The organism is Stenotrophomonas sp. YJH_SMC_21 (assembly GCF_059369555.1).
Window position 1 is genome coordinate 123,445 of record NZ_JCAFSU010000009.1, and the last position, 24,204, is coordinate 147,648.

Below are 24,204 nucleotides of genomic sequence, written 5' to 3' on the forward strand. Positions count from 1 at the left end.
CATGCAGGACCTGTTCGCACGCGTGAGGCGTCGGCTGGCGCAGCGTCCGGATTCGGAACATGGCCAGGCGATCGTGCGGGTGGTGCTGATCTCGCTGATCCTGGTCTATGTTCTGTTGTCCGGCGCCCGCCTGCACCGGCTGGATCAGTACCAGGGCGCGCTGGCAACGGCGTTGACCGGGCTGGGCCTGTCGCTGCTGTTGTTCGGCTGGCTGCTGTGGAAGCCGCAGCGCTCGGACCTGCGGCGGGTGGCCGGGATGCTGGCCGATTACGGCCTGATCGCGATCGGCATGATCCAGATGGGTGAGCCGCTGGCGTGGGTGTATGCGGTGGTGATGTGGGTCACGGTGGGCAACGGCCTGCGCTTCGGGCCGCGTTACCTGACCGCTGCCATTGTGCTGGCGATGGTCAGTTTCGGCACTACCGTGCTGTTGACTCCCTATTGGCAGGCCAACCTGGGGCTGGCCATTTCCCTGTGGTTGGGGTTGCTGGCAGTACCGTTGTGCTGCTCCTCCCTGCTGCGCCGAAGGATGCGACATCCGACCATGGATACGACGCCCGCCGCTGGATCCGACAAGCGCTCGCTGTTGGCCCGCTTCAAGCAGCGCCTGTCCGGGCGCGAGGACAGCGAGCACGCGCAGAACCTGATCCGCATCATCATCACGGCACTGTTCATCAGCTATCTCGGCTGGCGCTCGCTGAGCGGCGGCGGTGAGGCGCTGACGGCGACGTGGCTGATCCTCGCCTTCGAGCTGACCATTTCCGCCGGCCTGCTGACCGCGATCCTGGTCAATCCGGGCGTGTCGCATGTGCGCCGCGTGATCGGCATGCTGACCGATTACACCTGCATGGCCTGGATCATGACCATCCAGGGCGAGCCGGCCGCACCGCTGTATGCGGTGATGCTGTGGGTGACGATCGGCAACGGCATGCGCTACGGCAGCACCTACCTGCGCGTGGCCACGGCCATGGGCTGCCTGGCCTTCCTGTGCACGGTGATGCTGTCGCCGTACTGGCGCGGCCACGATTATCTGGGCTGGGGCCTGCTGCTGGGCCTGGGCGCGATTCCGCTGTACTTCGATTCGCTGCTGCATGCCTTGACCCGGGCGGTGGCCGAGGCGCGCCAGGCCAACGAAGCCAAGAGCCGCTTCCTGGCCAACATGAGCCATGAGTTCCGCACGCCGTTGAACGGGCTGGCCGGCATGACCGAAGTGCTGGCCACCACCCGCCTGGACGACGAACAGCGCGAGTGCCTGAACACCATCCAGGCCTCGACCCGCAGTCTGCTGGCGCTGGTGGAAGAGGTGCTGGACATCTCCGCGATCGAAGCCGGCAAGGTGCGCGTGGAGTGGCACGAGTTCGCGCTGGCCGACGTGCTGCAGGCGATCAACCTGATCCTGACCCCGCAGACCCGCTCCAAATCGCTGGATTATCGCGTGCAGGTGGACGACAACGTGCCGCCGCGCCTGCTCGGGGATGCCGGGCATCTGCAGCAGATCCTGCTGAACCTGATGGGCAACGCGGTCAAGTTCACCGACAGTGGCTACGTGCATCTGCGCGTGTCCAGCCCCGATGCGCTGGGCAGCGAGCGGATGCGCCTGCGGTTCGAGATCGTCGATACCGGCATCGGCGTGCCGGTGGCGTTGCGCGGACGCCTGTTCAATGCGTTCGAGCAGGGCGATGTCGGCCTGGCCCGGCGCCATGAAGGCACCGGTCTGGGCACCGCCATTGCCAAGGGCCTGGTCGAGTCGATGGGCGGGCAGGTCGGCTATGCGCCGAACAGCCCGCGCGGCAGCGTGTTCTGGGTCGAGATCACGCTGGACGTCGCAGACACCTCATCAGCCCCGGCGGTTCCGTCCGAGGTGGCTGAAGCCGGCAATGTCATCGCGTTTTCCAACCCCTTCCTGCGCCATCGTGCACGGGTGCGGAGCCTGCGGGTTCTGGTCGCCGACGACCACGAGGCCAACCGCATGGTGCTGCAGCGGCTGCTGGAGAAGGCCGGCCACAAGGTCACCTGCGTCAACGGCGGCGCCGAAGTGCTCGATGCGCTGGAGCAGGCCAGTTACGACGCAGCGATCGTCGACCTGCACATGCCCGGCATGAGCGGACTGGATCTGCTCAAGCAGTTGCGGGTCATGCAGGCCAGCGGCATGCCTTACGTTCCGGTCATGGTGCTGAGCGCAGACGTCACCCCCGAGTCCATCCTGCGTTGTGAGCAGGCCGGCGCCCGCGCCTTCCTTGCCAAGCCCGTGGTGGCCACCCGCCTGCTGGAAGTGCTGGCCGATGTCGCCGCCAACACCCGCGCCGAGCCCGGCATCCAGTCGGTGCCTGCATTGCCGGTCGGCGATGGCGTGCTCGATACCGCGGTCCTGGACGAGCTGGCGTCGCTGGGCATGGGCGATGGCTTCGAACGCAAGTTCATCGACCAGTGCCTGGCGGACGTTGACGCGAGCATGGGCCAGCTGCAGGGCTGCGGCGAGCGCCAGGCATGGGAGGATTTCCGCGAGCACGCCCACGCGCTGCGTGGCGTGGCGAGCAACCTGGGGCTTGTCCAGGTTGCCGCCTCCAGTGGCGAAATCATGCGCATGGCGGACTGGCAGCTGAAGGGTGAATGGAGCTCCCGCCTCGGCAACCTGGCGACCGCTCTGCGCAACGGCAGGAATGCGTTGGCTGCCCGTAGTGCGGGGGCACCGCACCGCGACGACAGCGAGCGCAGCCCGTCCTGACCCGCCAGACGATCAGGCCGGGTCGCCATTGCGCCGGGCCTGCGCCCGTACCAGCCGATCCATGGTGCGCAGGGACTTCTCGCCGAGCTGCATCGCAGTGTCTACCCAGATCTCGGTGATCCGCATCATTTCATGCAGCGGCACCATGGTGGCGATCTCGTTGACCTCACGCATCGCCGCCCAGGCGTGTGGGATGCGTCGGCTTTCCTTGATCACCTGTTCGACTGCGGCAACACCTTCGCCCACCGGCACCACGATGTCGACCAGGCCCATTTCCTTCAGCTGGCTGGCGGTGTAGAGGTTGCCTTCCAGCATGATCTTCTCCGCCAGCCGCGGACTGATCCGCTGGCACAGGAAGGAGTAGGCGCCCATGCCGGGGAACAGGTCGAACAGCACCTCCGGCAGGCCCATCAACACGCCTTCCTCGGCGACGATGGTGTGGCAGCTCAGTGCGGCCTCGAAGCCGCCCCCCAGTGCATTGCCCTGGACCAGGGCGATGCTGTGGGCACGGGTGCCCAGGCCGGCATGGAAGGCATGCACGCCGCGCACGCAGCGCTGGGCATAGTCGAGCAGGCGGGCGCGGTCGCCCTCGCGGATCAGGCGGCAGAACAGTTCGAGATCGCCGCCCAGGTTGAACACGTCGCTGTCAGAGGCAAGTACGACATGGGGTGACAGAGCGTGCGAGGCGCTGAGGCGATCGCCCAGTTCGCGCTGGTAGTCGACGATGTCATCGACCAGGCGCGAGGCGAAGCACGGCCGGCCTGGCTGGTTGACCAGGTTGGCGTGCATATGGATCCAGTAAACATCCCGCTCGGGTTCTTCGGTGATACGCAGGGTAGGGTGCTGCGAGGGACGGGTAATGATGGGGCGTACTGCAGACATGGGAGTTCTCCGTGTGACCGTCCGGCCAACCGCAGAGCGGACGGAGAGGAGTGAGGGGGCGAGCTGAACATGCGGCGGCGACTGATTCTATGCACCCGTCGTGAACCGCCCGCAAGCGCCGGGCCGGCCATGTTCCGGCAATAAAAAGACCCCGCCGTCTCCGGCGGGGTCCCCTGTACTGTCGTGTTGCCCGGAAACCCTTACTGGGCGGGCGTATCACGCAGCTCGCGACGGAGAATCTTGCCGACGTTGGTCTTCGGCAGCTCCTTTCGGAATTCTACGATTCTGGGGTGCTTGTAACCGGTCAGGTTGGCCCGGGCATGTTCCTTGACCATTTCCGCGGTCAGGTTCGGGTCCTTCTTCACGATCACGACCTTCACGACCTCGCCGGACTTCTCGTCCGGGACACCGACCGCAGCCACTTCCAACACGCCGGGCATCATCGCGATGACGTCCTCGACCTCGTTCGGGTACACATTGAAGCCGGACACCAGGATCATGTCCTTCTTGCGGTCGACGATGTAGAAGAAGCCCTGTTCGTCCATCTTCGCCATGTCGCCGGTGTGCAGCCAGCCGTCGGCGTCGATGGCGGTGGCGGTTTCCTCCGGGCGCTGCCAGTAGCCCTTCATCACCTGCGGGCCCTTGATGCACAGCTCGCCCACTTCGCCCAGCGCCAGGATGTTGCCGTTGTCGTCCTTGATGCAGGCATCGGTGGACGGGATCGGCAGCCCGATGGCGCCGTTGTACTCGGGCAGGGTGAGCGGGTTGATGCAGGCTGCCGGCGAGGTCTCGGTCAGGCCATAGGCTTCGACCAGGGTCACCCCGGTGACCTTCTTCCAGCGTTCGGCCACGGCACGTTGTACCGCCATGCCGCCGCCGAGGGTGAACTTGACCGAAGAGAAGTCGATCTCGTCGAAGCCGGGCGTGTTGAGCAGGCCGTTGAACAGCGTGTTGACGCCGGTGATGGCGGTGAAGCGGGTGCCCTTGAGCTCCTTGACGAAGCCCTTCATGTCGCGCGGGTTGGTGATCAGGTGGTTGCAGCCACCGAACTTCATGAAGACCAGGCCGTTCGCGGTCAACGCGAAGATGTGGTACAGCGGCAGGGCAGTGATGATCACTTCCTTGCCCGGCTCGATGCCCGAGGTGGACAGCCACGCCGAGGCCTGCTGCATGTTGGCGATCAGGTTGCGGTTGGTCAGCATCGCGCCCTTGGCCACGCCGGTGGTACCGCCGGTGTACTGCAGGAAGGCGATGTCGTCGTGGTCGATCTCGACAGGCGGAAGCGCGTGCCGGCTGCCCAGCTTGAGCGCCTGCCTGAAGCGGACGGCGCCCTTGATGTGGTAGTTGGGCACCATCTTCTTGACGTACTTCAGTACGAAGTTGACGATCGCGCCCTTGGCGCCGAGCAGGTCGCCCAGGCCGGTGGTGACCACGTGCTTGACCGGCGTATCGGCGATGACCTGTTCGACGGTGTCGCCGAAGTTGTCGACCACCACCAGCGCACTGACGCCCGCGTCGATCAGCTGGTGCTTGAGCTCGCGCGCGGTGTACAGCGGGTTGACGTTGACCACGGTCAGTCCGGCGCGCAGCACGCCGAAGGTGGCCACCGGGTACTGCAGGCAGTTGGGCATCATCAGGGCGACGCGGTCACCCTTCTTGAGCTTGAGCTCACCCAGCAGGTAGGCGGCGAACTGGGTGACCAGCGCATCGGTCTCACCGTAGGTGAGCACTTTGCCGAAGCTGGAGTAGGCCGGACGGTCGCGGAATTTCGCGACGGAAGCGTCGAAGACCGAAGCTACCGAATGGAACTCGTTGACGTCGATTTCGGCGGGAACGCCTTTCGGATAGCTCTGCAGCCAGGGACGATCCAGACTCATATTCCCCCTCCAGGAATCGTGATGTATTAGGTTCCGGCCCTGAGCGTAGCGACAATGGCCGTTCATTGCAGCATACCCCGCCGTAGGGAAAACGCGAAGAGGCCCCGAAGGGCCTCTTTGCTTGGTCGTGCCGGCCGCTGGCCGGCGTCTGCGCTCGATCGGGATTCCGGTGGATGCCGGCCAGCGGCCGGCACGACCGTGTCGCCAAGCGGGGCGCTTGCGTCAGTCCTGCTTGCGCACCGGTGCACCGTTGGCCTTGTAGTACGGCGCGGTGCTGCGGGCCAGCGGGGTGCGGCCGCGGATCACGTCGGCCAGCTTCTCGGCCATCATGATGGTCGGCGCGTTGAGGTTGCCGGTCACCACCTGCGGCATGATCGAGGCATCGACGATGCGCAGGCCTTCCAGCCCGTGCACGCGGCCCTGGCCGTCGACCACCGCCATCGGGTCATCGGCGTGGCCCATCTTGTTCGAGCACGACGGGTGGTAGGCGGTCTCGGCATGTTCGCGGACGAACGCATCGATCTGCGCATCGGTCTGCAGCGCGCTGCCCGGGGAAATCTCGCGGCCGCTGTACGGTGCCAGCGCCGGCTGCGCGAAGATCTCGCGGGTGATGCGGATCGCCGCGCGGAACTCGCGCCAGTCCTGCTCATGCGACATGTAGTTGAAGAGGATGCTCGGATGTTCGCGCGGATCCTTCGAACGCACGTGGATGCGGCCGCGGCTGGGCGAGCGCATCGAACCGACGTGCATCTGGAAGCTGTGCGCCTTGATCGGGTTGGAGCCGTTGTAATTGATCGCCACCGGCAGGAAGTGGTACTGCAGGTTCGGCCAGTCGAATTCGGCGTCGCTGCGGATGAAGCCGCCGGCCTCGAACTGGTTGCTGGCGCCGATGCCGGTGCCCAGGAACAGCCACTCGGCGCCGATGGCCGGCTGGTTGTACAGCTTCAGTGCCGGTGCCAGCGAGACCGGCTTCTTGCACTCGTACTGCAGGTACATCTCCAGGTGGTCCTGCAGGTTGGCGCCGACGCCCGGCAGGTGGTGCACCAGGTCGATGTCCAGGCTGCGCAGCAGGTCGGCCGGGCCGACGCCCGAACGCTGCAGGATCTGCGGCGAGGCGATGGCGCCGCCACACAGCAGCACTTCGCGGCGCGCGGTGGCACGCTGCGGCTGGTCGTTGTGCAGCCACTGCACGCCCACCGCACGCTTGCCCGAGAACAGGATGCGGTCGGTAAGCGCGTGGGTGACGATGGTCAGGTTCGGGCGCGGCTTGGCGAGGTCCAGGTAACCACGGGCGGTGCTGGAGCGACGGCCCTTCGGGGTCACCGTGCGGTCCATCGGGCCGAAGCCTTCCTGCTGGTAGCCGTTGAGGTCGTCGGTGCGCGGGTAGCCGGCCTGCACGCCGGCTTCGACCATCGCAGCGAACAGCTCGTTGTTACCGGCCTTCGGCGTGGTCACGCGCAGCGGGCCGTCGCCACCGTGGTAGTCATTGGGGCCGATGTCGCGGGTTTCCGCCTTGCGGAAGTACGGCAGGCAGTCCAGGTAGGTCCAGTCTTCCAGGCCCGGCATGCTGGCCCAGTTGTCGTAATCCATCGCGTTGCCGCGGATGTAGCACATGCCGTTGATCAGCGACGAGCCGCCCAGCCCCTTGCCGCGGCCGCAGTCCATGCGGCGGTTGTTCATGAAGGGCTCGGGATCGGTCTTGTACGCCCAGTTGTAGCGCTTGCCCTGCAGCGGGAAGGCCAGTGCCGCCGGCATCTGGGTACGGAAGTCGAGCCGGTAGTCCGGGCCACCGGCTTCCAGCAGCAGCACGCTGACATCGGCATCTTCGGTGAGGCGGGTAGCCAACACGTTGCCGGCCGAACCAGCGCCGATGATGATGTAGTCGTACTCGTTGTGGGTGCTCATGGGTGTCTCCTGCAGGCCGGGGCGCGCTGCATGCAGGCGTCCCGGCGGAATGTCGGATCGGCGCGGTGGCCGGACGAGGGTGCGCGCTCGGGGCGCGCCGGTCAGAACACGCTGGCGTAGTCGCCCAGTTCCACCTGCACCGACTTGATGCGGGTGTAGTGGCCGAGGGTGGAGATGCCGTTCTCGCGGCCGACGCCGGATTCCTTGTAGCCACCGACCGGCATTTCGGCCGGAGACTCACCCCACGTATTGATCCAGCAGATGCCGGCTTCCAGGCGGTGGATGATGCGGTGGGCGCGGCTGATGTCCTTGCTGACCACGCCGGCGGCCAGACCGAAGGTGGTGTCGTTGGCGCGACGCACCACTTCGTCTTCGTCGTCGTAGGCGAGGATGCTCATCACCGGCCCGAAGATCTCTTCCCGGACAATCGTCATGTCATCGCGGCAGTCGGAGAACACGGTCGGAAGAACGTAGGCGCCATTGGCCAGCGCGCCTTCGGTGGCACGGCCACCGCCGGTCAGCAGGCGGGCGCCTTCGGCCTTGCCGCTTTCGATGTAGCGCAGCACGTTTTCCATGTGCGGGAAGCTGGTCAGCGGGCCGAAGTTGGTTTCGGCGGCCATCGGGTCGCCGATGCGGATGCGCTTGACGCGCTCGACAACGGCGGCCTCGAACGCGGCGAGCATGCTGCGCGGCACGAACACGCGGGTGCCGTTGGTGCAGACCTGGCCGGAGCTGAAGAAGTTGGCCATCACCGCGATGTCGGCGGCGCGGTCCAGGTCGGCGTCATCGCAGATCACCAGCGGCGACTTGCCGCCCAGCTCCATGGTCACTTCCTTCAGCGAGGAGGACGCGGCGCTGGCCATGACCTTCTTGCCGGTGGCGACGCCGCCGGTGAAGGAAATCTTCTCGATCACCGGGTGCTCGGTCAGCCACTGGCCGATCTCGCGGCCCGGGCCCTGCACGACGTTGAACACGCCGGCCGGCACGCCGGCTTCGGTGTAGATCTCGGCCAGCCGGATCGCGGTCAGCGGGGTCACTTCCGAAGGCTTGAACACCATCGCGTTGCCGGCGGCCAGGGCCGGGGCCGACTTCCACATGGCGATCTGGATCGGGTAGTTCCAGGCGCCGATGCCGGCGACCACGCCCAGCGGCTCGCGGCGGGTGTAGAAGAAGCTCGATTCGCGCAGCGGCAGCTGGATGCCTTCGATGGCGGTGGCCAGGCCGGCGTAGTACTCGACCACGTCGGCGCCGGTGACGATGTCCACGGTGGTGGTTTCGGCCAGCGCCTTGCCGGTGTCCAGGGTTTCCAGGTGGGCCAGTTCGTCGTTGCGCTCACGCAGGATCTCGACGGCGCGGCGCAGGATGCGCGAGCGTTCCATGGCGGTCATCGCGGCCCACACCTTCTGGCCTTCGGACGCGCTCTGCACGGCACGCTCGACGTCGGCCTGGCTGGCAACCTGCACTTCGGCGATCACCTCAGCGGTGGCCGGGTTGACGGTCTTGAAGGTCTTGCCGCTGGTGGCATCGACGCGCTGGCCGTGGATGTAGAGCTGTTGGACGGGCAGGGTGGTCATGGGGCGTACTCCTTGGAAGGGGGCGGGTGCTGAAGCGCTTATAGCGCGGCAGCCTGCAACTGGAAGTCGATGTAGCCGTAAGCGATGCGCCGGGACTTCTCGGCGTTGAACTGGCCGCCGACCAGGCTGCCGCGCAGCCACAGGCCATCGATCATCGCGGCCAGCCCGCGGGCGGCCAGGCGGGCCTGCGGGTGGGGCAGCAGGCGGTTGAACTGGTGGCACAGGTTGGAGAACAGGCGCTGGTCGTTGGCGCGCTGCAGCCGGGCCAGTTCCGGCTGGTGCATGCTCGCGGCCCAGAAGGTGAGCCAGACGCGCATCGCGGTGCCGTTGATCTGGCTGTCGTCGAAGTTGCCGTCGACGATGGCGCGCAGCTGCTCGCGCGGGTCGTCGCTGGCGTCGGCGCGGTAGCGGGCGACTGCGTCCTTCAGCTCGCGCAGGATCTGCCGCATTGCAGCATTGAGCAGGCCGTCCTTGTCGCCGAAGTAGTGGGCGACGATGCCGCTGGACAGCCCTGCCTTCTTCGCGATGGTGGCGACGGTCGCATCGGCCATGCCGATCTCGTCGATGGTCTGGAAAGTGGCCCGGATCAGCTGTTCGCGCCGTACCGGTTCCACGCCTTTCTTCGGCATTGTCTCTCCACGGATTGCGACCCGAAGGATCGGGCTGCCCGCTATTATGCTTTTTATTGATTGAACGTTCAATCAATAAACCCTAGGATGCGCTCGCGCCCCACGCCATGGGCCCGGTTTACCGGTCCGGCCCCGCCCATGTGCTCCCTCGGACTTGATGAGACGACCCCATGTCTTCCCTGGCTCATCCCAAGCGTTCGCCCCTGCGCTTGAACCGTTTTGTCTTCTTCAGCTCCTCGGTGTCGATCGGCATCCTCGGGCTGCTCACCGTTCTCTATCCCGAAGGCAGCGAGCACTGGCTGCAATGGGCGCAGGCCGAGGTGTCGGCCGCGTTCGGCTGGTGGTACATGCTGCTGATCGTGCTGTGCCTGGGCTTCGTGCTGTGGCTGGCGTTCTCGCCGTATGGCCGCATCCGCCTGGGCCACAACGAGGAATCGCCGGCCTTCGGCTACGTCGCCTGGGTCTCGATGCTGTTCTCGGCCGGCATCGGCATCGCGCTGCTGTACTACGGCGCCTACGAGCCGCTGGACCACTTTCTGCATCCGCCCGGGCAACCCGGCGGCACCGTGGCCGCCGGCCGCGAGGCGATGGTGCTCACCTTCCTGCACTGGGGCCTGCACGGCTGGGCGCTGTATGCGCTGGTCGGCGTGGCACTGGGCTATTTCGCCTACCGCCGTGACCTGCCGCTGGCGCTGCGCTCGGCGCTGTACCCGATCTTCGGTGAGCGCATCCATGGCCGCATCGGCGACATGGTCGATGGCTTCGGCATCCTCGCCACGCTGATCTCGATGGTCACCAACCTCGGCATCGGCGCGCTGGTGGTGCAGTCCGGCCTGGTCTACCTGTTCCACATCCCGGATACGCCGCAGGTGCTGGTGGCGATCGTGCTGGTGATGATGGTGGTGGCCACCATCGGCGTGGTCGCCGGTGTGGAGAAGGGCATTGCCTGGTTGTCCAACCTCAACGTGCGCCTGCTGTGCGGCCTGCTGCTGTTCGTGCTGGTCACCGGCCCGACCCTGCACCTGTTCGATGGCCTGATCCAGAACACCGGCGATTACCTCGGTGCGTTCGTGCGCAAGAGTTTCGACATGTACCTCAACGACCCGAAGGGTCGTGAGTGGATGGGCTCGTGGACGCTGTTCTACTGGGCCTGGTGGATCGCCTGGGCGCCGTTCGTCGGCCTTTTCGTGGCGCGCATCTCGCGGGGCCGCACCATCCGCGAAGTGATCATGGGCGTGCTGCTGATCCCGCTCGGCTTCACCCTGGCGTGGCTGTCGATCTTCGGCAACACCGCCATCGACCTGGTGCTCAACCATGGCCAGGCGATCTTGGGTGACGTGGCCCAGCACGATGCGGCGATGACGCTGTTCAAGCTGCTGGAATACCTGCCCGCCGCGCCGTACGTGGCCGGTGCCGCGGTGGTGATCGGCTTCGTGCTGTTCCTGACCCCGGTCGATTCGGGCACGCTGATGATCGCCAACCTGTGTACCCGTCGCGTTGACGATGGCGTGGAAGATGGCCATGACGCGCCGATCTGGCTGCGCGTGTTCTGGGCCGTCGGCATCACCGTAGCCAGCGTCGGGCTGCTGCTGGCCGGCAATTTCAGCGCAATGCAGACGGCGGTGGTGCTGTGCGGCCTGCCGTTCTCGTTCACCCTGGCGTTCTACATGTGGGGCCTGCTGAAGGCGCTGCGCACCGACCCGGACGCGCCGCGCCGGTGATCGCGCACCTGGCGCCCATCCCGGTGCCGCCGGAGATGCGGTAGAGCCAGGCCATGCCTGGCTGCAGAGAAACAGGAAGGGCCGGATCCGCGAGGATCCGGCCCTTTTGTTGGGTAGTCGACCAGCAGTCGACTCTACCGAGAGCGGAACGCTACTTGCTGGCCAACTGGCGCAGCACGTACTGCAGCAGGCCACCATGACGGAAGTACTCGACTTCCTTCGGGGTCAGCAGCATCACCGACACCTCGAAGGTCTTCTTCGTGCCGTCGGCCTTGGTCGCGGTGACCGTGGCGCGCTTGCTGGCACCGTCCTGCAGGCCGGTGATGTCGATCACTTCCGAGCCGTCCAGGCCCAGGCTCTGCGCGTTCTCGCCGTTGCGGAACTGCAGCGGCAGCACGCCCATGCCGACCAGGTTGGAGCGGTGGATGCGCTCGAAGCTTTCGGCGATGACCGCCTTCACCCCCAGCAGCAGGGTGCCCTTGGCAGCCCAGTCACGCGACGAACCGGTGCCGTATTCCTTGCCGGCCAGCACCACCAGCGGCACCTTGTCGGCCTTGTACTTCATGGCCGCATCGTAGATCGCCAGCTTTTCCGGCTGGCCGCCCCCGGCCGGGTAGTACAGGGTGTTGCCGCCTTCCTCGCCACCGAACATCAGGTTCTTGATGCGGATGTTGGCGAAGGTGCCGCGGACCATCACGTCATCGTTGCCGCGGCGGCTGCCGTAGCTGTTGAAGTCGGCCGGCTGCACGCCGCGCTCCTGCAGGAAGCGGCCTGCCGGCGAGTCCTTCTTGATGTTGCCGGCCGGGGAGATGTGGTCGGTGGTGATCGAATCGCCGAACAGGCCCATCACGCGTGCGCCGTGCACGTCGTCGATGCTGCCGGTCTGCATGGTCATGCCATCGAAGTACGGCGGGTTCTTGATGTAGGTGGACGCATCGCTCCACGCGTACAGGTTGCCGTCCGGCGAGGCGATGGTGTTCCAGCGGGTATCACCCTTGAACACGTCGGCGTAGTTCTGCTTGAACATCTCCGGGCCGATGGTGGCGGCGATGACGTCGCCGATTTCCTTGTTGCTCGGCCAGATGTCGCGCAGGAACACCGGCTGGCCATCGCTGCCGGTACCCAGCGGCTGGGTGGTCAGGTCGATGTCGGTGGTGCCGGCGATGGCGTAGGCCACCACCAGCGGCGGGCTGGCCAGGTAGTTCATCTTCACTTCGGGGTGCACGCGGCCCTCGAAGTTGCGATTGCCCGACAGCACCGAGGTGACCACCAGGTCGCCGGTGGCGATGCCGGCGCTGACTTCGGTCGGCAGCGGGCCGGAGTTGCCGATGCAGGTGGTGCAGCCGTAGCCGACCACGTAGAAACCGATCTTTTCCAGCTCCTTCAGTACGCCGGCCTTTTCCAGGTAATCGGTGACCACGCGCGAGCCCGGCCCGAGCGAAGTCTTCACCCACGGCTGGCGGTTCAGGCCCTTGGCGGCCGCGTTGCGGGCCAGCAGGCCGGCGCCGATCATCACCGCGGGGTTGGAGGTGTTGGTGCACGAAGTGATGGCAGCGATGACCACCGCGCCGTCCTTCAGGCGGACCTTGCGGCCTTCGATCTCGATGTCGGCGAAGCCCTTGGCCAGCTGCTCGTTGCCGACCGCGGCGCCGCCGCCTTCGTTGACGAACGAGGAGACGTCGTCGCTGCGCTTGTCACGGTTGGCGGTCATGCCGACCAGGGCTTCACGGTAGTTCTTCTGCACGTCTTCCAGAAGCACGCGGTCCTGCGGGCGCTTCGGGCCGGCCAGCGACGGCTTCACCGTGCCCATGTCCAGTTCCAGCGTGGTGCTGTACTGGGCGTGCGGGCTGCCCGGCTCGTGCCACAGGCCCTGCGCCTTGGCGTAGGCCTCGACCAGGTTGATCTGCTCTTCGCTGCGGCCGGACAGGCGCAGGTAGTTCAGCGACTCGGCGTCGATCGGGAAGATGCCACAGGTGGCGCCGTATTCCGGGGCCATGTTGCCGATGGTGGCGCGGTCGGCCAGCGGCAGGTGCTGCAGGCCGTCACCGTAGAACTCGACGAACTTGCCGACGACGCCCAGCTTGCGCAGCATCTGGGTGACGGTAAGCACCAGGTCGGTGGCGGTGGCACCCTCGGGCAGCTTGCCGGTCAGCTTGAAGCCGACCACCTGCGGGATCAGCATCGACGATGGCTGGCCGAGCATGGCGGCCTCCGCTTCGATGCCGCCAACGCCCCAGCCCAGCACGCCGATGCCGTTGATCATCGTGGTGTGGCTGTCGGTACCGAACACGGTATCGGGGTAGGCCACGGCCTTGCCATCCTTGTCCGCGGTCATCACCACGCGGGCGAGGTTCTCCAGGTTCACCTGGTGGACGATGCCGGTGTTCGGCGGCACCACCTTGAAGTTGTCGAAGGCCTTCTGGCCCCAGCGCAGGAAGCCGTAGCGTTCCTGGTTGCGCTGGAATTCGATCTTGCCGTTGAGGTCCAGTGCGTCCGGCTTGCCGAACACATCGACCTGCACCGAGTGGTCGATGACCAGCTCGGAAGGAATCTGCGGGTTGATCTGCTCCGGCGAGCCGCCGAGCTTGACCACCGCATCGCGCATCGCGGCCAGGTCGACCACGCAGGGCACGCCGGTGAAGTCCTGCAGGACCACGCGCGCCGGCATGAAGGCGATCTCGGTATCCGGTTCGGCCGCCGGATTCCAGCGGGCCACGGCTTCGATGTGGTCCTTGCCGACGGTGATGCCGCCGTCCTCGTGCCGGAGCAGGTTCTCCAGCAGGATCTTCATCGAGTAGGGCAGGTGGGAGATATCGAAGCGCTGGCCCAGCGTGGGCAGGCTGAAGTAGTCGTAGGTCTTGCCGCCGACGTTCAGCTGGCTGCGGGTGGAGAACGAATCGCTCATGCGGGGTAACTCCTTCTTGCGGATGGCTTGCTCTGGCCCGTGCGTGCAGGGGCCTGCTTGCGGTCGCCGGTGGCATTCCGGCCCCGGATCCTGCCCAGTATCGGCGATCCAGCGCCCGGCAATGACCCGGCTGGCTTGGAACGCAAGGTTACAGCGGTGTGTGTAGCCTTCGTGTCAGCGCGTCCGGTCGTCGCCCGCTGGCCAGAACGCAGACGGGACGCCCATGGGCGCCCCGTCCGGAAGTGCGTGTCGAGCAGGACTTACTTGCCGTTGGCGGCATCCAGCAGCGGATTGCCGGTCTTGCCAACAGCGTTGCTCTTGGACTTGGCCGTCAGCACACCCTGCTTGTTGAATTCCAGGACGGTCGCTTCCTGGATGTTCTTGCCGAAGGTCTTGATCTTCACGTAGTCGTAGTACCAGACCTGCGTGTCGCCCAGCTGTTCGCGGCGGCCGGGTGCGCCGAACTTCTCACGGACCTGGTCCTGGCTGGTCTTGCCGACTTCCAGGGTGTCCATCTGCTGTTGGGTGATCTCGACGCCGGTGGTGTAGGCGCCGAACGGATTGGCGTGGGCTGCCGTCGTCGAAAGGGCCAGCGGGGCAGCCAGCATCAGGGCAAGGGTCAAGGCGCGCATGGAACATCCTTTTATGGCGGGTAGGTGCGGGCGGCACGCGGTGCGTCCGCCCAGGGCCGCAGCAGGTCGCTGCGGAGCCAGTCTAACCCCCGGATGCGACCAGCGCAGGATCGCGGTCACGGATTGGCCGGGTTTGTTCCAGATACTGCGAGTATGTATAATTCATGCATACTTTTTGAGGCGTACCCCCATGGAAGCCACCGTTGCTGAACGCGGACAGATCACCCTGCCCAAGGCGGTGCGTGATGCCCTCGGCCTGACCAAGGGCACGCTGCTGAAGGTCGAGCTGGACGGCAGCCGCATCATCCTGCGCAAGAGTGTTGACGATGCCATTTCACGGGCGCGCGGCAAGTTCGCGCTGGACGGCTTCGAATCGTCCGACGCGGCGGTGCGCGCGGTGCGTGACGAGGAGTAAGCCGTGATGATTGCCGTCGATTCACCGGTGCTGGTCGAGCTGCTCAGCAATGGTCCGCAGGCCGATGCCGTGGAAGCCATCCTGCGGCAGAGCCTGGTCGGCGGCCGCGTGGTGGTCTGTGGCGCGACGTTGGCCGAAGTCTGCGCTTCGCTGCGCGGCGGTGCCGAAGTGCTCGAAGCGCTGGAAGAGATGGGCGTGCATTTCAACCCGATGGAAGCCAAGTCGGCACTGCGCGCCGGCGAGATGCACCGCCGTCATCGCCAGCGCGGCGGCAGCCGCCGCAGCCTGGACGAATTCATGGTCGGCGCCCACGCACTGCTGCAGTGCGACGGCCTGATCACCTGGAACGACACGTTTTACCGCGACTACTTCAAGGGCCTGAAGCTGATCGTGCCGCAAGCCTGAGCCCACTTTGTTATTTCAACCTACGCATTACCCGGGAGTTGTCATGTTGGAAGCCTACCGCCACCACGTCGCCGAGCGCGCTGCGCTTGGCATCCCGCCGCTGCCGCTGAGCGCGCAGCAGACGGCCGATGTCATCGAACTGCTGAAGAACCCGCCGCAGGGCGAGGCCGAGTTCCTGCTCGACCTGCTGACCCACCGCGTGCCGGCCGGCGTCGATGACGCAGCCAAGGTCAAGGCCTCGTACCTGGCCGCGATCGCGCTGGGCAGCGAGCAGAACCCGCTGATCAGCCGCGAGCGCGCCACCGAACTGCTGGGCACCATGCTCGGCGGTTACAACGTTGCGCCGCTGGTGCAGCTGCTTGACGACACCAGCGTCGGCACCATTGCCGCCAACGGCCTGAAGAAGACCCTGCTGGTGTTCGACGCGTTCCACGACGTGCAGGAAAAGGCCAAGGCCGGCAACGCCAACGCCCAGGCCGTGCTGCAGAGCTGGGCCGATGCCGAGTGGTTCACCAGCAACCCGGAAGTGCCGCAGAGCCTGACCGTCACCGTGTTCAAGGTGCCTGGCGAGACCAACACCGACGACCTGTCGCCGGCACCGGATGCGACCACCCGCCCGGACATCCCGATGCACGCCCTGGCGATGCTGAAGAACAAGCGCGACGACGCGCCGTTCACCCCGGAAGAAGACGGCAAGCGCGGCCCGATCCAGCAGATCCTCGACCTGAAGGACAAGGGCCACCTGGTTGCCTATGTCGGCGACGTGGTCGGTACCGGCTCCTCGCGCAAGTCGGCCACCAACAGCGTGCTGTGGTGGACCGGTGATGACATTCCGTTCATCCCGAACAAGCGCGCCGGTGGCGTCTGCCTGGGTTCGAAGATCGCCCCGATCTTCTACAACACCATGGAGGATGCCGGCGCACTGCCGATCGAGCTGGACGTGTCGAAGATGGAGCACGGCGATGTGGTCGAGCTGCGTCCGTACGAAGGCAAGGCGCTGAAGAACGGTGAAGTGATCGCCGAGTTCCAGGTCAAGTCCGAAGTGCTGTTCGACGAAGTGCGTGCCGGTGGCCGCATTCCGCTGATCATCGGCCGTGGCCTGACCGGCAAGGCGCGCGAAGCGCTGGGCCTGGCCCCGACCAACCTGTTCCGCCTGCCGGTGCAGCCGGCCGACACCGGCAAGGGCTTCTCGCTGGCACAGAAGATGGTCGGCCGCGCCTGTGGCCTGCCGGAAGGCCAGGGCATGCGCCCGGGCACCTACTGCGAACCGAAGATGACCTCGGTCGGCTCGCAGGACACCACCGGCCCGATGACCCGTGACGAGCTGAAGGACCTGGCCTGCCTGGGCTTCTCGGCCGATCTGGTGATGCAGTCGTTCTGCCACACCGCCGCCTACCCGAAGCCGGTGGACGTGAAGACCCACCACACCCTGCCGGAGTTCATCTCCACCCGTGGCGGCGTTTCGCTGCGCCCGGGCGACGGCGTGATCCACAGCTGGCTCAACCGCATGCTGCTGCCGGACACCGTGGGTACCGGTGGTGACTCGCACACCCGCTTCCCGGTGGGCATTTCGTTCCCGGCCGGTTCGGGCCTGGTCGCCTTCGCTGCGGCCACCGGCGTGATGCCGCTGGACATGCCGGAGTCGGTGCTGGTGCGCTTCAAGGGCAAGATGCAGCCGGGCGTGACCCTGCGTGACCTGGTCAACGCGATCCCGCTGTACGCGATCAAGTCGGGCCTGCTGACCGTGGCCAAGGCTGGCAAGAAGAACATCTTCTCCGGCCGCATCCTGGAAATCGAAGGCCTGCCGGAGTTGAAGGTCGAACAGGCGTTCGAACTGTCCGACGCCTCGGCCGAGCGTTCGGCGGCCGGTTGCTCGGTGCGCCTGAACAAGGAACCGATCATCGAGTACCTGACCAGCAACATCACGCTGCTGAAGTGGATGATTGCCGAGGGCTACCAGGATCCGCGTTCGCTGCAGCGTCGCATCGAGAAGATGGAGGCGTGGCTGGCCAACCCGCAGCTGCTGGAGCCGGATGCCGACGCCGAGTACGCCGCCGTCATCGAGATCGACCTGGCCGACATCCACGAGCCGATCGTGGCCTGCCCGAACGATCCGGACGACGTGAAGACCCTGTCCGAAGTCGCTGGCGCCAAGATCGACGAAGTGTTCATCGGTTCGTGCATGACCAACATCGGTCACTTCCGTGCCGCTGCCAAGCTGCTGGAAGGCAAGCGTGACCTGCCGACCCGCCTGTGGGTGGCCCCGCCGACCAAGATGGATGCTTCGGAGCTGACCAAGGAAGGCGTGTACGGCACCTTCGGCGCCACCGGCGCCCGCATGGAAATGCCGGGCTGCTCGCTGTGCATGGGCAACCAGGCGCAGATCCGCGAAGGCTCCACCGCGATGTCGACCTCGACCCGCAACTTCCCGAACCGCCTGGGCCGCAACACCAACGTGTACCTGGGTTCGGCCGAACTGGCCGCGATCTGCTCGCGTCTGGGCCGCATCCCGACCAAGGAGGAGTACATGGCGGACATCGGCGTAATCAACGCCAATGGTGCGGAGATCTACCGCTACATGAACTTCGACCAGATCGAGGAATACCAGGACGTGGCCAACACGGTCGCTGCCTGATGCGGTAGTGCCGGCCGCTGGCCGGCACGCCGTTGAAACGAAGAACCCCCGGTGAGAGCCGGGGGTTCTTCGTTTGGGGGCGTACCCAGGTTCAGGCCTGGGTAACGGCCGCCGCTTCCTCGGTCACGGCCGGCGTTTCCGCCGGAAGCTCGGCTTCCACCGCAGGCTGCGGCAGAGCGCCATGGTCGGGGAACAGGCGGGGCAGCTCAGCCACGAAACGCGCGATGCAGGCCTCGGCGAACTCACGCGACGCCGCCTTGGCCTTCGCATAGTCGTCTGCCTGCCATTCCTGCAGCGGGGCAACCCGTGCTTCGTCCCGGCAGTGCACGCCCTGGCCGCCACTGGCGCTGCGGAACAGCTTGCGCACCACCGGGAAGCCGATGGTTACATCGTGGCGCAGCTCGTAGGGGGTCTCTGCATCGCTGAGCTTCTGGTACACCAGCGACCACTGGCCGGCGCTGGCTTCCACGGTGCGCTCGTCGCTGGGAATGGCGCCGGGATGGGCCGCGAAATAGAGTGCCAGCTGCTCGCGGATCATGCCGGGCAATGCGCCGAAGGCCGGGCTGGGCACAGAGTTGATGTCCTCGCCACGGACGTTGTTCTTGCTGAAGCTGTTGCTGGTGCCGATGTCACCCACGCCAGTGACGAACGCCAGAGCAGACAGGCCGACCTTGGCCGCGGTGACGGCAGCGGTGTCGGCACGCATCACCAGGCGCAGCACGTGATCGCCCACGCGATTGCCGTTGGGGCCTGCACCCAGTCCGGAGGTGACCTTGATGTGCTGCAGGCTGCTGTAGTCGACAGGAGGTGCCACGGCGGCTGTGACATTCCCGATGGCCGGATCGGCCGCGGTGGGGGCGTGCGCCGCGTCTGGCGCGGTCGCCGCATCCGTTGCTGGATCGAGCGTTGATCCGCTGGTGATCGCGGAATCCACGGCAGGCGTGGGTGTGGGTGCTTCGTCGTTGGCGTAGGCCGACGGCGCCAGCAGCAGGGTGGCCGCGATCGCGGCGGTGAGGCAGGTTGGGCGTAATGCCACGGTAGTACTCCTTGGGGAAACGAAAATGAGGCGCTGTGCGCGCTCTGGTGGTTGATGCCCGGCGAAGGCCGAAGGTAGGGGAGCGATTGCTCAGCGCGGCGCGAACTCCCTGATCGGGAACGCATTGCAATGGGCGATCGCAGCGGCGATGTCGACCGGAGCATCGGCGGCGGCACTGCGGCGACTGTTCACCGTGGCCGCCTCTTCCCACAGGCTGGGCAATACCTGCGGTGCGTCCAGTACGCGTTCGCGCACGGCATCGTGAAGGGCGCTGCTGTAATCGGTAGCCGGTACCACCACGCACAGGCGTGCCGGGATTGCTGCTGGCCTGCTGCAGCATCTTCCGCAGTGCCTCGGTGCTGCCCGCGTCGTCGGTCAACCGTTCCGGTGCGCTGCCCTGACGGGCATCCTGGATCTGCAGCTGGCCTGGGCTGAACAGCAGGACCTGCATGTCCTGCCGCGGTTCAATGCGCACCGGCGCACGCGTGCCCTCACAGGTGCTGGGGGTCTTGCGTGCGACCTGTGGCGTCGTGCTGCCATCGGCGTGTACCTGGCGCAGATGCAGGCGGCACATCTTGTCGGCCACTTCCATTTCCACTTCGTAGTCCTGTCCGGGCCTGGCCACGAACTGACCCGACAACTGCCCGTCGCAGTACATGCGGCTTGATGCGTCGAAGCGCGCTTCGACGATCAGCGGCTTGCCGCCGGCGACTTCGTACTCCTGGTAGCTGAGCATGGAGAACCGCTCGTTCTCCTTGCTGCGCAGGGTTTCCGTGGCGGGGATGCCGAGCACGCCCTTGTCACCGGCGTTGTTGTACTTGACGTCGATCCTGTCGCGGTAGTCCTCGCGGCAGGCGGCGTCGGTGTACAGGGTGGTGGTCCGCCCCAGGCTGGCATAGATGCGCACCCGTGCCGGCGGCACGGCACCGCCTGCGTAGGCCGTGAGATCTTCAGCAGCAAGCGGGCGAGGGTACATCGCCGGAATTCGCTTGATGAGCTGCTCGGTGCACTTCATCGTGATCACCTGGGCGGCAATCTTGAGCCTGGCGTAGTCATTGGCCTGCCACTCGCCCAGGGTCGCCCGGTCGTCGCTGTCACTGCATCTGATGATTTCAGCCAGGGTGCCATCGGCACGGCGTTGCTCGATGGTGCTGACGTGGTTGAGGCGGTAAAGGGGATCCTTCCGCGTGTTGCCCTGGTGCACCAGCGCCCAGGTGTCTGCACTGAAACGCAGGGTGCTGCTCTGGTTGGGCAGCGCGTCAGGCGCATAGCTGAAGTAGCCACCCACCAGCGCCCTGGCTACGTTGGGCATCAGCGTGGTGGCGGGGCTGGCCTGGCTCTCGACGATGCTGCCGGGCAGGGTGTTGCGCCGGAAGTAGTCCGGCTCATTGCCGCTGAAGAGCAGTGCGAGGCCCTTTGGCGTGAGCGACTCGCTGTCATCGGGGGTGACGATGCGCAACGCCACGTCGGGTGCGTGGAGGCGCTTCGATGCGGTATCCGGACCACTCTGGATGTGGACGCGATCGGTCCAGGCGGTGCCCTTCGCGACGGGGGCGGGGGGAAGGCCCGGGGTGGCCTGCGGCGGTGCCGGCACGCCGGCAGCGGTAGCTGCCAGCGGAGCCAGCAGAGCGGCCGCCAGCAGTGACGGTTGGTAACGGAAGAGACGCAGGGCCATGGTCAAACTCCTTGGAAAACACGACAGCCGTGCCGGCCCTTCCGGGGCCGGCATCTGAAAGAGGAAATCAGGCGGTGCGATGCCGCGGACGATCAGCCGCGGGCGAGCGCCAAGAGTCGTTCGGCGATCCGTTCCAATGGCACCTGTTCTTCGGCCGCTCCCAGTTTAAAGGCAGCACCGGGCATGCCCCAGACCACGCTGGTGGCTTCATCCTGGACCAGCGTCGGCGCGCCGGCCTGGCGCATTTCCAGCAGGCCGCGCGCGCCATCGTCACCCATGCCGGTGAGGATGGCGCCGATGGCGTTGCCGCCCGCGCTCTGCGCGACCGAACGGAACAGCACGTCCACCGCGGGCTTGTGACGGTTCACCGCAGGGCCATCATCGACGCGGCAGCGCCAGCGCGCACCGTCGCGGATGATCCGCAGGTGCTTGCCGCCCGGTGGCAGGTAGGCATGGCCAGGCAGCACTGCCTCGCCATCGCTGGCCTCACGCACGGCCATCGCGGAATGCCGGTCCAGGCGTTCGGCGAAGGCGCTGCTGAAGCTGGCAGGCAGGTGCTGGGTCATCACCACGGCAGGCGCATCGGCCGGCATGCCTTCCAGCACCACGCGCAGCGCCTCGGTGCCGCCGGCCGAAGAACCAATCGCGATCAGGCGGTCGGTGGTGCGGAACTGCGGTGCAGCCGGGCGCATTGCAGGAGCTGCTTCCAGCAGGAGTTTCGGAGCGGCAGCACGCACCAGCGGGCGCACCCGCGAGCGCGCCGCCATCTTCACCTTGGCGATGATCTCGTCGGCGTAGCCCTGCAGGCCGCGTGCGACGTCCAGCTTGGGCTTGGAGACGAAGTCCACGGCGCCCAGTGCCAGTGCCTGCAGCGTGGTATCGGCGCCGCGCTCGGTCAACGAGGAGATCATCACCACAGGCAGTGGGTGCAGCCGCATCAGGTTTTCCAGGAAGGCGAGGCCGTCCATGCGTGGCATTTCCACGTCCAGCGTGATCACGTCCGGGGCCAGGCGCTTGATCTTCTCGCGCGCCAGCAGCGGGTCGGCAGCGGTGCCGACCACGTCGATGGCCGGATCGCTGGACAGGATTTCCGTGAGCATCTGGCGCACGACGGCGGAGTCGTCGACGATCAGGACCCGGCAGGGGGCGTTGCCGGTCAGGGTCATTCGAACAACTCCACGCCACCGGTGACCGGGGCCTTGGACAGGCGCGCACGCACTGCCGATTCGGTGGCAGCCACTTCGGCTTCGTGGGCATGCGGCAGGCGCTGCACCACCACGCGGCCGGTGTCGGCGAAGAACCAGATCTTGCGCGGATGGATGCCGCACAGGTCCTCGGCGATGATCGGAATATGCTCGGCCTGCAGGTACTGGCGCACGAACTCGGCGTTACGGGTACCGACCGGATTGCTGGTGAAGCCCTTCAGTACGTTGGCGCCGCCGAACACCTTGGCCTCGATGCGCTTGCGGTGCGCGCCGCGCTTGAGCATGTCGTTGATCAGCAGCTCCATCGCATAGCTGCCGTAGCGTGCGGGTGCGCCGTCGCCAGCGTTGCCCTCCGGCAGCAGGAAGTGGTTCATGCCGCCGATCTTCAGCACCGGGTCGCGCAGGCAGGCGGCCACGCACGAACCCAGGGTGGTGGTCAGTGCGGTGGTGTCATCGACCACCAGGTACTGGGTGGGCAGCAGCTTGGCGGCAAGGGTCTGGAAGCGTGCATCCTGGTAGCGCATCACGTCGTCGGTACGCAGTGAGGCGTTCATGCGCCGGCCTTTGCCGCGCGGCGGTACAGGGTGCGCCCGCAGGGCTGGATCAGGTCGGCGGCGTGCAGGTAGTTCTCCGAGTGTCCGGTGTAGAGCAGGCCATCGTCGGCCAGGTGCTGCACCAGGCGGCCGAGGATGGCGCGCTGGGTCGGCTTGTCGAAGTAGATCATCACATTGCGGCAGAACAGCGCGTCGAACGGGCCGCCGACGTCGTAGCGCGGGGCGAGCAGGTTCAGTGGACGGAACTCGATCAGCTCGCGCAGCGCCGGCAGCACGCGGCACTGGCCCTCGTTGGGACCGCTGCCACGCTGGAAGTAGCGGCGGCGCAGGTCCGGGTCGAGATTGGCGACACGGTCGATGTTGTAGACGCCGCGGCCGGCGGTGGCCAGTACCTGGGTATCGACGTCGGTAGCGATGATGCGCACCGGCGGCTTCAGCGTACCGAAGGCCTCGCAGGCGGTGATCGCCATCGAATAGGGTTCCTCACCGGTGGACGCCGCGCACGACCACAGCAGCAGCGGCGAACGGCTGGAACGCTGCTGCAGTTCTTCGCGCAGCTTGTCGAAGTGGTGCGGCTCGCGGAAGAACGAGGTCAGGTTGGTGGTCAGTGCGTTGGTGAACGACTGCCACTCGTCACCGTCTTCCTGCTCAAGATGGTCCAGGTACTGCTGGAAGCTGCGCATGCCCAGCGTGCGCAGGCGGCGCGACAGGCGGCCATAGACCATGTCGCGCTTGGCCGGTGCGAGGGCGATGCCCACGCGCTGGTAGATCAGGTCGCAGACGCGGCGGAAATCACGGTCGGCGAACTCGAACTCGCGCGGGCCGGTGACGATGGGAGTAGGACTTTGCACGGGGGACGTGTCCATCGGCAGAGGCGGCGGCCGAAGCCGCCGCGGGTGGGTCTCAGAATTCCTGCCAGTCGCTGTCGCTGGCGGCGAAGGTGCTGGCGTTGCTGCTGCGACGTACCGGCGTGGGCGTGCTGGTCGGCTGCGGACGTGCCACGGGGGTGATGCGCGCCGGTTCCACGCGTTCGGCGACAGCCTTCACCGCGGCCGAGACCTGGTTGTCGAGGCGGAAGATCGCCACGGCGTCGGCCAGCTGCGCGGCCTGGTCTTCCATCGCACGTGCGGCGGCGGTGGCTTCTTCCACCAGCGCGGCGTTCTGCTGGGTGGTCTCGTCCATCTGCACCACGGTCTGGTTGACCTGCTCGATGCCGGCCGACTGTTCCTGCGAAGCGGCGGAGATCTCGGCCATGATGTCGGTCACGCGCTGCACCGAGGCGACGATTTCGCCCATGGTGCTGCCGGCCTGGTGGACCAGGCTGGAGCCTTCGGCGACCTTGCCGACCGAATCATCGATCAGGCCCTTGATCTCCTTGGCCGCCGCAGCCGAACGCTGGGCGAGGGTACGCACTTCGCTGGCGACCACG

The 24,204-nt window shown here is 66.4% G+C and carries 18 protein-coding genes; 5 read left to right on the forward strand and 13 right to left on the reverse strand.

What is annotated here, in order from left to right; all coding sequences use genetic code 11:
* Position 1 precedes the first annotated feature (1 nt).
* Positions 2 to 2,725, forward strand: coding sequence for a response regulator (locus tag AC5P67_RS13535; RefSeq protein WP_111198195.1), 2,724 nt, complete (start codon positions 2 to 4; stop codon positions 2,723 to 2,725).
* Between the two features lie 12 nt (positions 2,726 to 2,737).
* Here AC5P67_RS13535 and rpfF read toward each other — a convergent pair whose 3' ends face one another.
* From rpfF to betI, 5 genes are all read right to left on the reverse strand, one after another.
* Entirely contained in the window at positions 2,738 to 3,607 is an 870-nt protein-coding gene (rpfF, locus tag AC5P67_RS13540) for a diffusible signal factor synthase RpfF (protein WP_012480080.1), read from the reverse strand.
* Positions 3,608 to 3,807: 200 nt separating this feature from the next.
* Complete coding sequence (locus tag AC5P67_RS13545; protein ID WP_062605870.1) at positions 3,808 to 5,484, reverse strand: long-chain fatty acid--CoA ligase; 1,677 nt, start codon at positions 5,482 to 5,484, stop codon at positions 3,808 to 3,810.
* Positions 5,485 to 5,706: 222 nt separating this feature from the next.
* The gene (gene betA, locus AC5P67_RS13550) at positions 5,707 to 7,389 is read right to left on the reverse strand and encodes a choline dehydrogenase (protein WP_005409499.1); all 1,683 of its coding nucleotides are present in this window, start codon (positions 7,387 to 7,389) and stop codon (positions 5,707 to 5,709) included.
* A 101-nt stretch (positions 7,390 to 7,490) separates the two neighbouring features.
* On the reverse strand, positions 7,491 to 8,963 hold the full coding sequence (gene betB, locus AC5P67_RS13555; RefSeq protein ID WP_495214778.1) for a betaine-aldehyde dehydrogenase: 1,473 nt from the start codon (positions 8,961 to 8,963) through the stop codon (positions 7,491 to 7,493).
* 38 nt (positions 8,964 to 9,001) lie between these two features.
* A complete protein-coding gene (gene betI, locus AC5P67_RS13560) occupies positions 9,002 to 9,592 on the reverse strand; it encodes a transcriptional regulator BetI (protein ID WP_049395317.1) in 591 nt (196 codons plus the stop codon).
* Between the two features lie 170 nt (positions 9,593 to 9,762).
* On the opposite strand from betI, the gene AC5P67_RS13565 reads away from it, so the two are divergent.
* Positions 9,763 to 11,313 carry a BCCT family transporter gene (locus tag AC5P67_RS13565; protein WP_005409502.1) on the forward strand — a complete coding sequence of 517 codons (1,551 nt, stop codon included), beginning with the start codon at positions 9,763 to 9,765 and terminating at the stop codon, positions 11,311 to 11,313.
* A 151-nt stretch (positions 11,314 to 11,464) separates the two neighbouring features.
* Here the strand turns inward: AC5P67_RS13565 and acnA are convergent, their stop codons facing one another.
* Positions 11,465 to 14,218 (reverse strand): aconitate hydratase AcnA, encoded by a 2,754-nt coding sequence (gene acnA / locus AC5P67_RS13570; protein WP_043035398.1) that lies wholly within the window; start codon positions 14,216 to 14,218, stop codon positions 11,465 to 11,467.
* 260 nt (positions 14,219 to 14,478) lie between these two features.
* A complete protein-coding gene (gene bamE / locus AC5P67_RS13575; RefSeq protein ID WP_005409504.1) occupies positions 14,479 to 14,850 on the reverse strand; it encodes an outer membrane protein assembly factor BamE domain-containing protein in 372 nt (123 codons plus the stop codon).
* 190 nt (positions 14,851 to 15,040) lie between these two features.
* On the opposite strand from bamE, the gene AC5P67_RS13580 reads away from it, so the two are divergent.
* From AC5P67_RS13580 to acnB, 3 genes are read left to right on the forward strand one after another with little or no spacing between them, the layout of a single operon-like run.
* On the forward strand, positions 15,041 to 15,265 hold the full coding sequence (locus AC5P67_RS13580; RefSeq protein ID WP_005409505.1) for an AbrB/MazE/SpoVT family DNA-binding domain-containing protein: 225 nt from the start codon (positions 15,041 to 15,043) through the stop codon (positions 15,263 to 15,265).
* Positions 15,266 to 15,271: 6 nt separating this feature from the next.
* Positions 15,272 to 15,670 carry a type II toxin-antitoxin system VapC family toxin gene (locus AC5P67_RS13585; RefSeq protein WP_005409506.1) on the forward strand — a complete coding sequence of 133 codons (399 nt, stop codon included), beginning with the start codon at positions 15,272 to 15,274 and terminating at the stop codon, positions 15,668 to 15,670.
* 43 nt (positions 15,671 to 15,713) lie between these two features.
* The gene (acnB, locus tag AC5P67_RS13590) at positions 15,714 to 18,305 is read left to right on the forward strand and encodes a bifunctional aconitate hydratase 2/2-methylisocitrate dehydratase (RefSeq protein WP_005409507.1); all 2,592 of its coding nucleotides are present in this window, start codon (positions 15,714 to 15,716) and stop codon (positions 18,303 to 18,305) included.
* 91 nt (positions 18,306 to 18,396) lie between these two features.
* Here acnB and AC5P67_RS13595 read toward each other — a convergent pair whose 3' ends face one another.
* From AC5P67_RS13595 to AC5P67_RS13620, 6 genes are all read right to left on the reverse strand, one after another.
* Positions 18,397 to 19,038, reverse strand: coding sequence for a hypothetical protein (locus tag AC5P67_RS13595; protein WP_312463433.1), 642 nt, complete (start codon positions 19,036 to 19,038; stop codon positions 18,397 to 18,399).
* A complete protein-coding gene (locus AC5P67_RS13600; protein ID WP_495214780.1) occupies positions 18,935 to 20,806 on the reverse strand; it encodes a hypothetical protein in 1,872 nt (623 codons plus the stop codon). The genes AC5P67_RS13595 and AC5P67_RS13600 overlap by 104 nt, the downstream gene beginning before the upstream one ends.
* Positions 20,807 to 21,108: 302 nt before the next feature.
* Positions 21,109 to 22,182 carry a protein-glutamate methylesterase/protein-glutamine glutaminase gene (locus AC5P67_RS13605; RefSeq protein WP_005409510.1) on the reverse strand — a complete coding sequence of 358 codons (1,074 nt, stop codon included), beginning with the start codon at positions 22,180 to 22,182 and terminating at the stop codon, positions 21,109 to 21,111.
* Positions 22,179 to 22,775: a chemoreceptor glutamine deamidase CheD gene (gene cheD / locus AC5P67_RS13610; RefSeq protein ID WP_005409511.1), complete on the reverse strand. Its 597-nt coding sequence runs from the start codon at positions 22,773 to 22,775 to the stop codon at positions 22,179 to 22,181. The genes AC5P67_RS13605 and cheD overlap by 4 nt, the downstream gene beginning before the upstream one ends.
* Positions 22,772 to 23,641, reverse strand: coding sequence for a CheR family methyltransferase (locus AC5P67_RS13615; RefSeq protein ID WP_012480090.1), 870 nt, complete (start codon positions 23,639 to 23,641; stop codon positions 22,772 to 22,774). The genes cheD and AC5P67_RS13615 overlap by 4 nt, the downstream gene beginning before the upstream one ends.
* Before the next feature lie 37 nt (positions 23,642 to 23,678).
* Positions 23,679 to 24,204, reverse strand: a 526-nt coding sequence (locus AC5P67_RS13620) for a methyl-accepting chemotaxis protein (RefSeq protein ID WP_495204722.1), incomplete at its 5' end; no start/stop codon positions are given.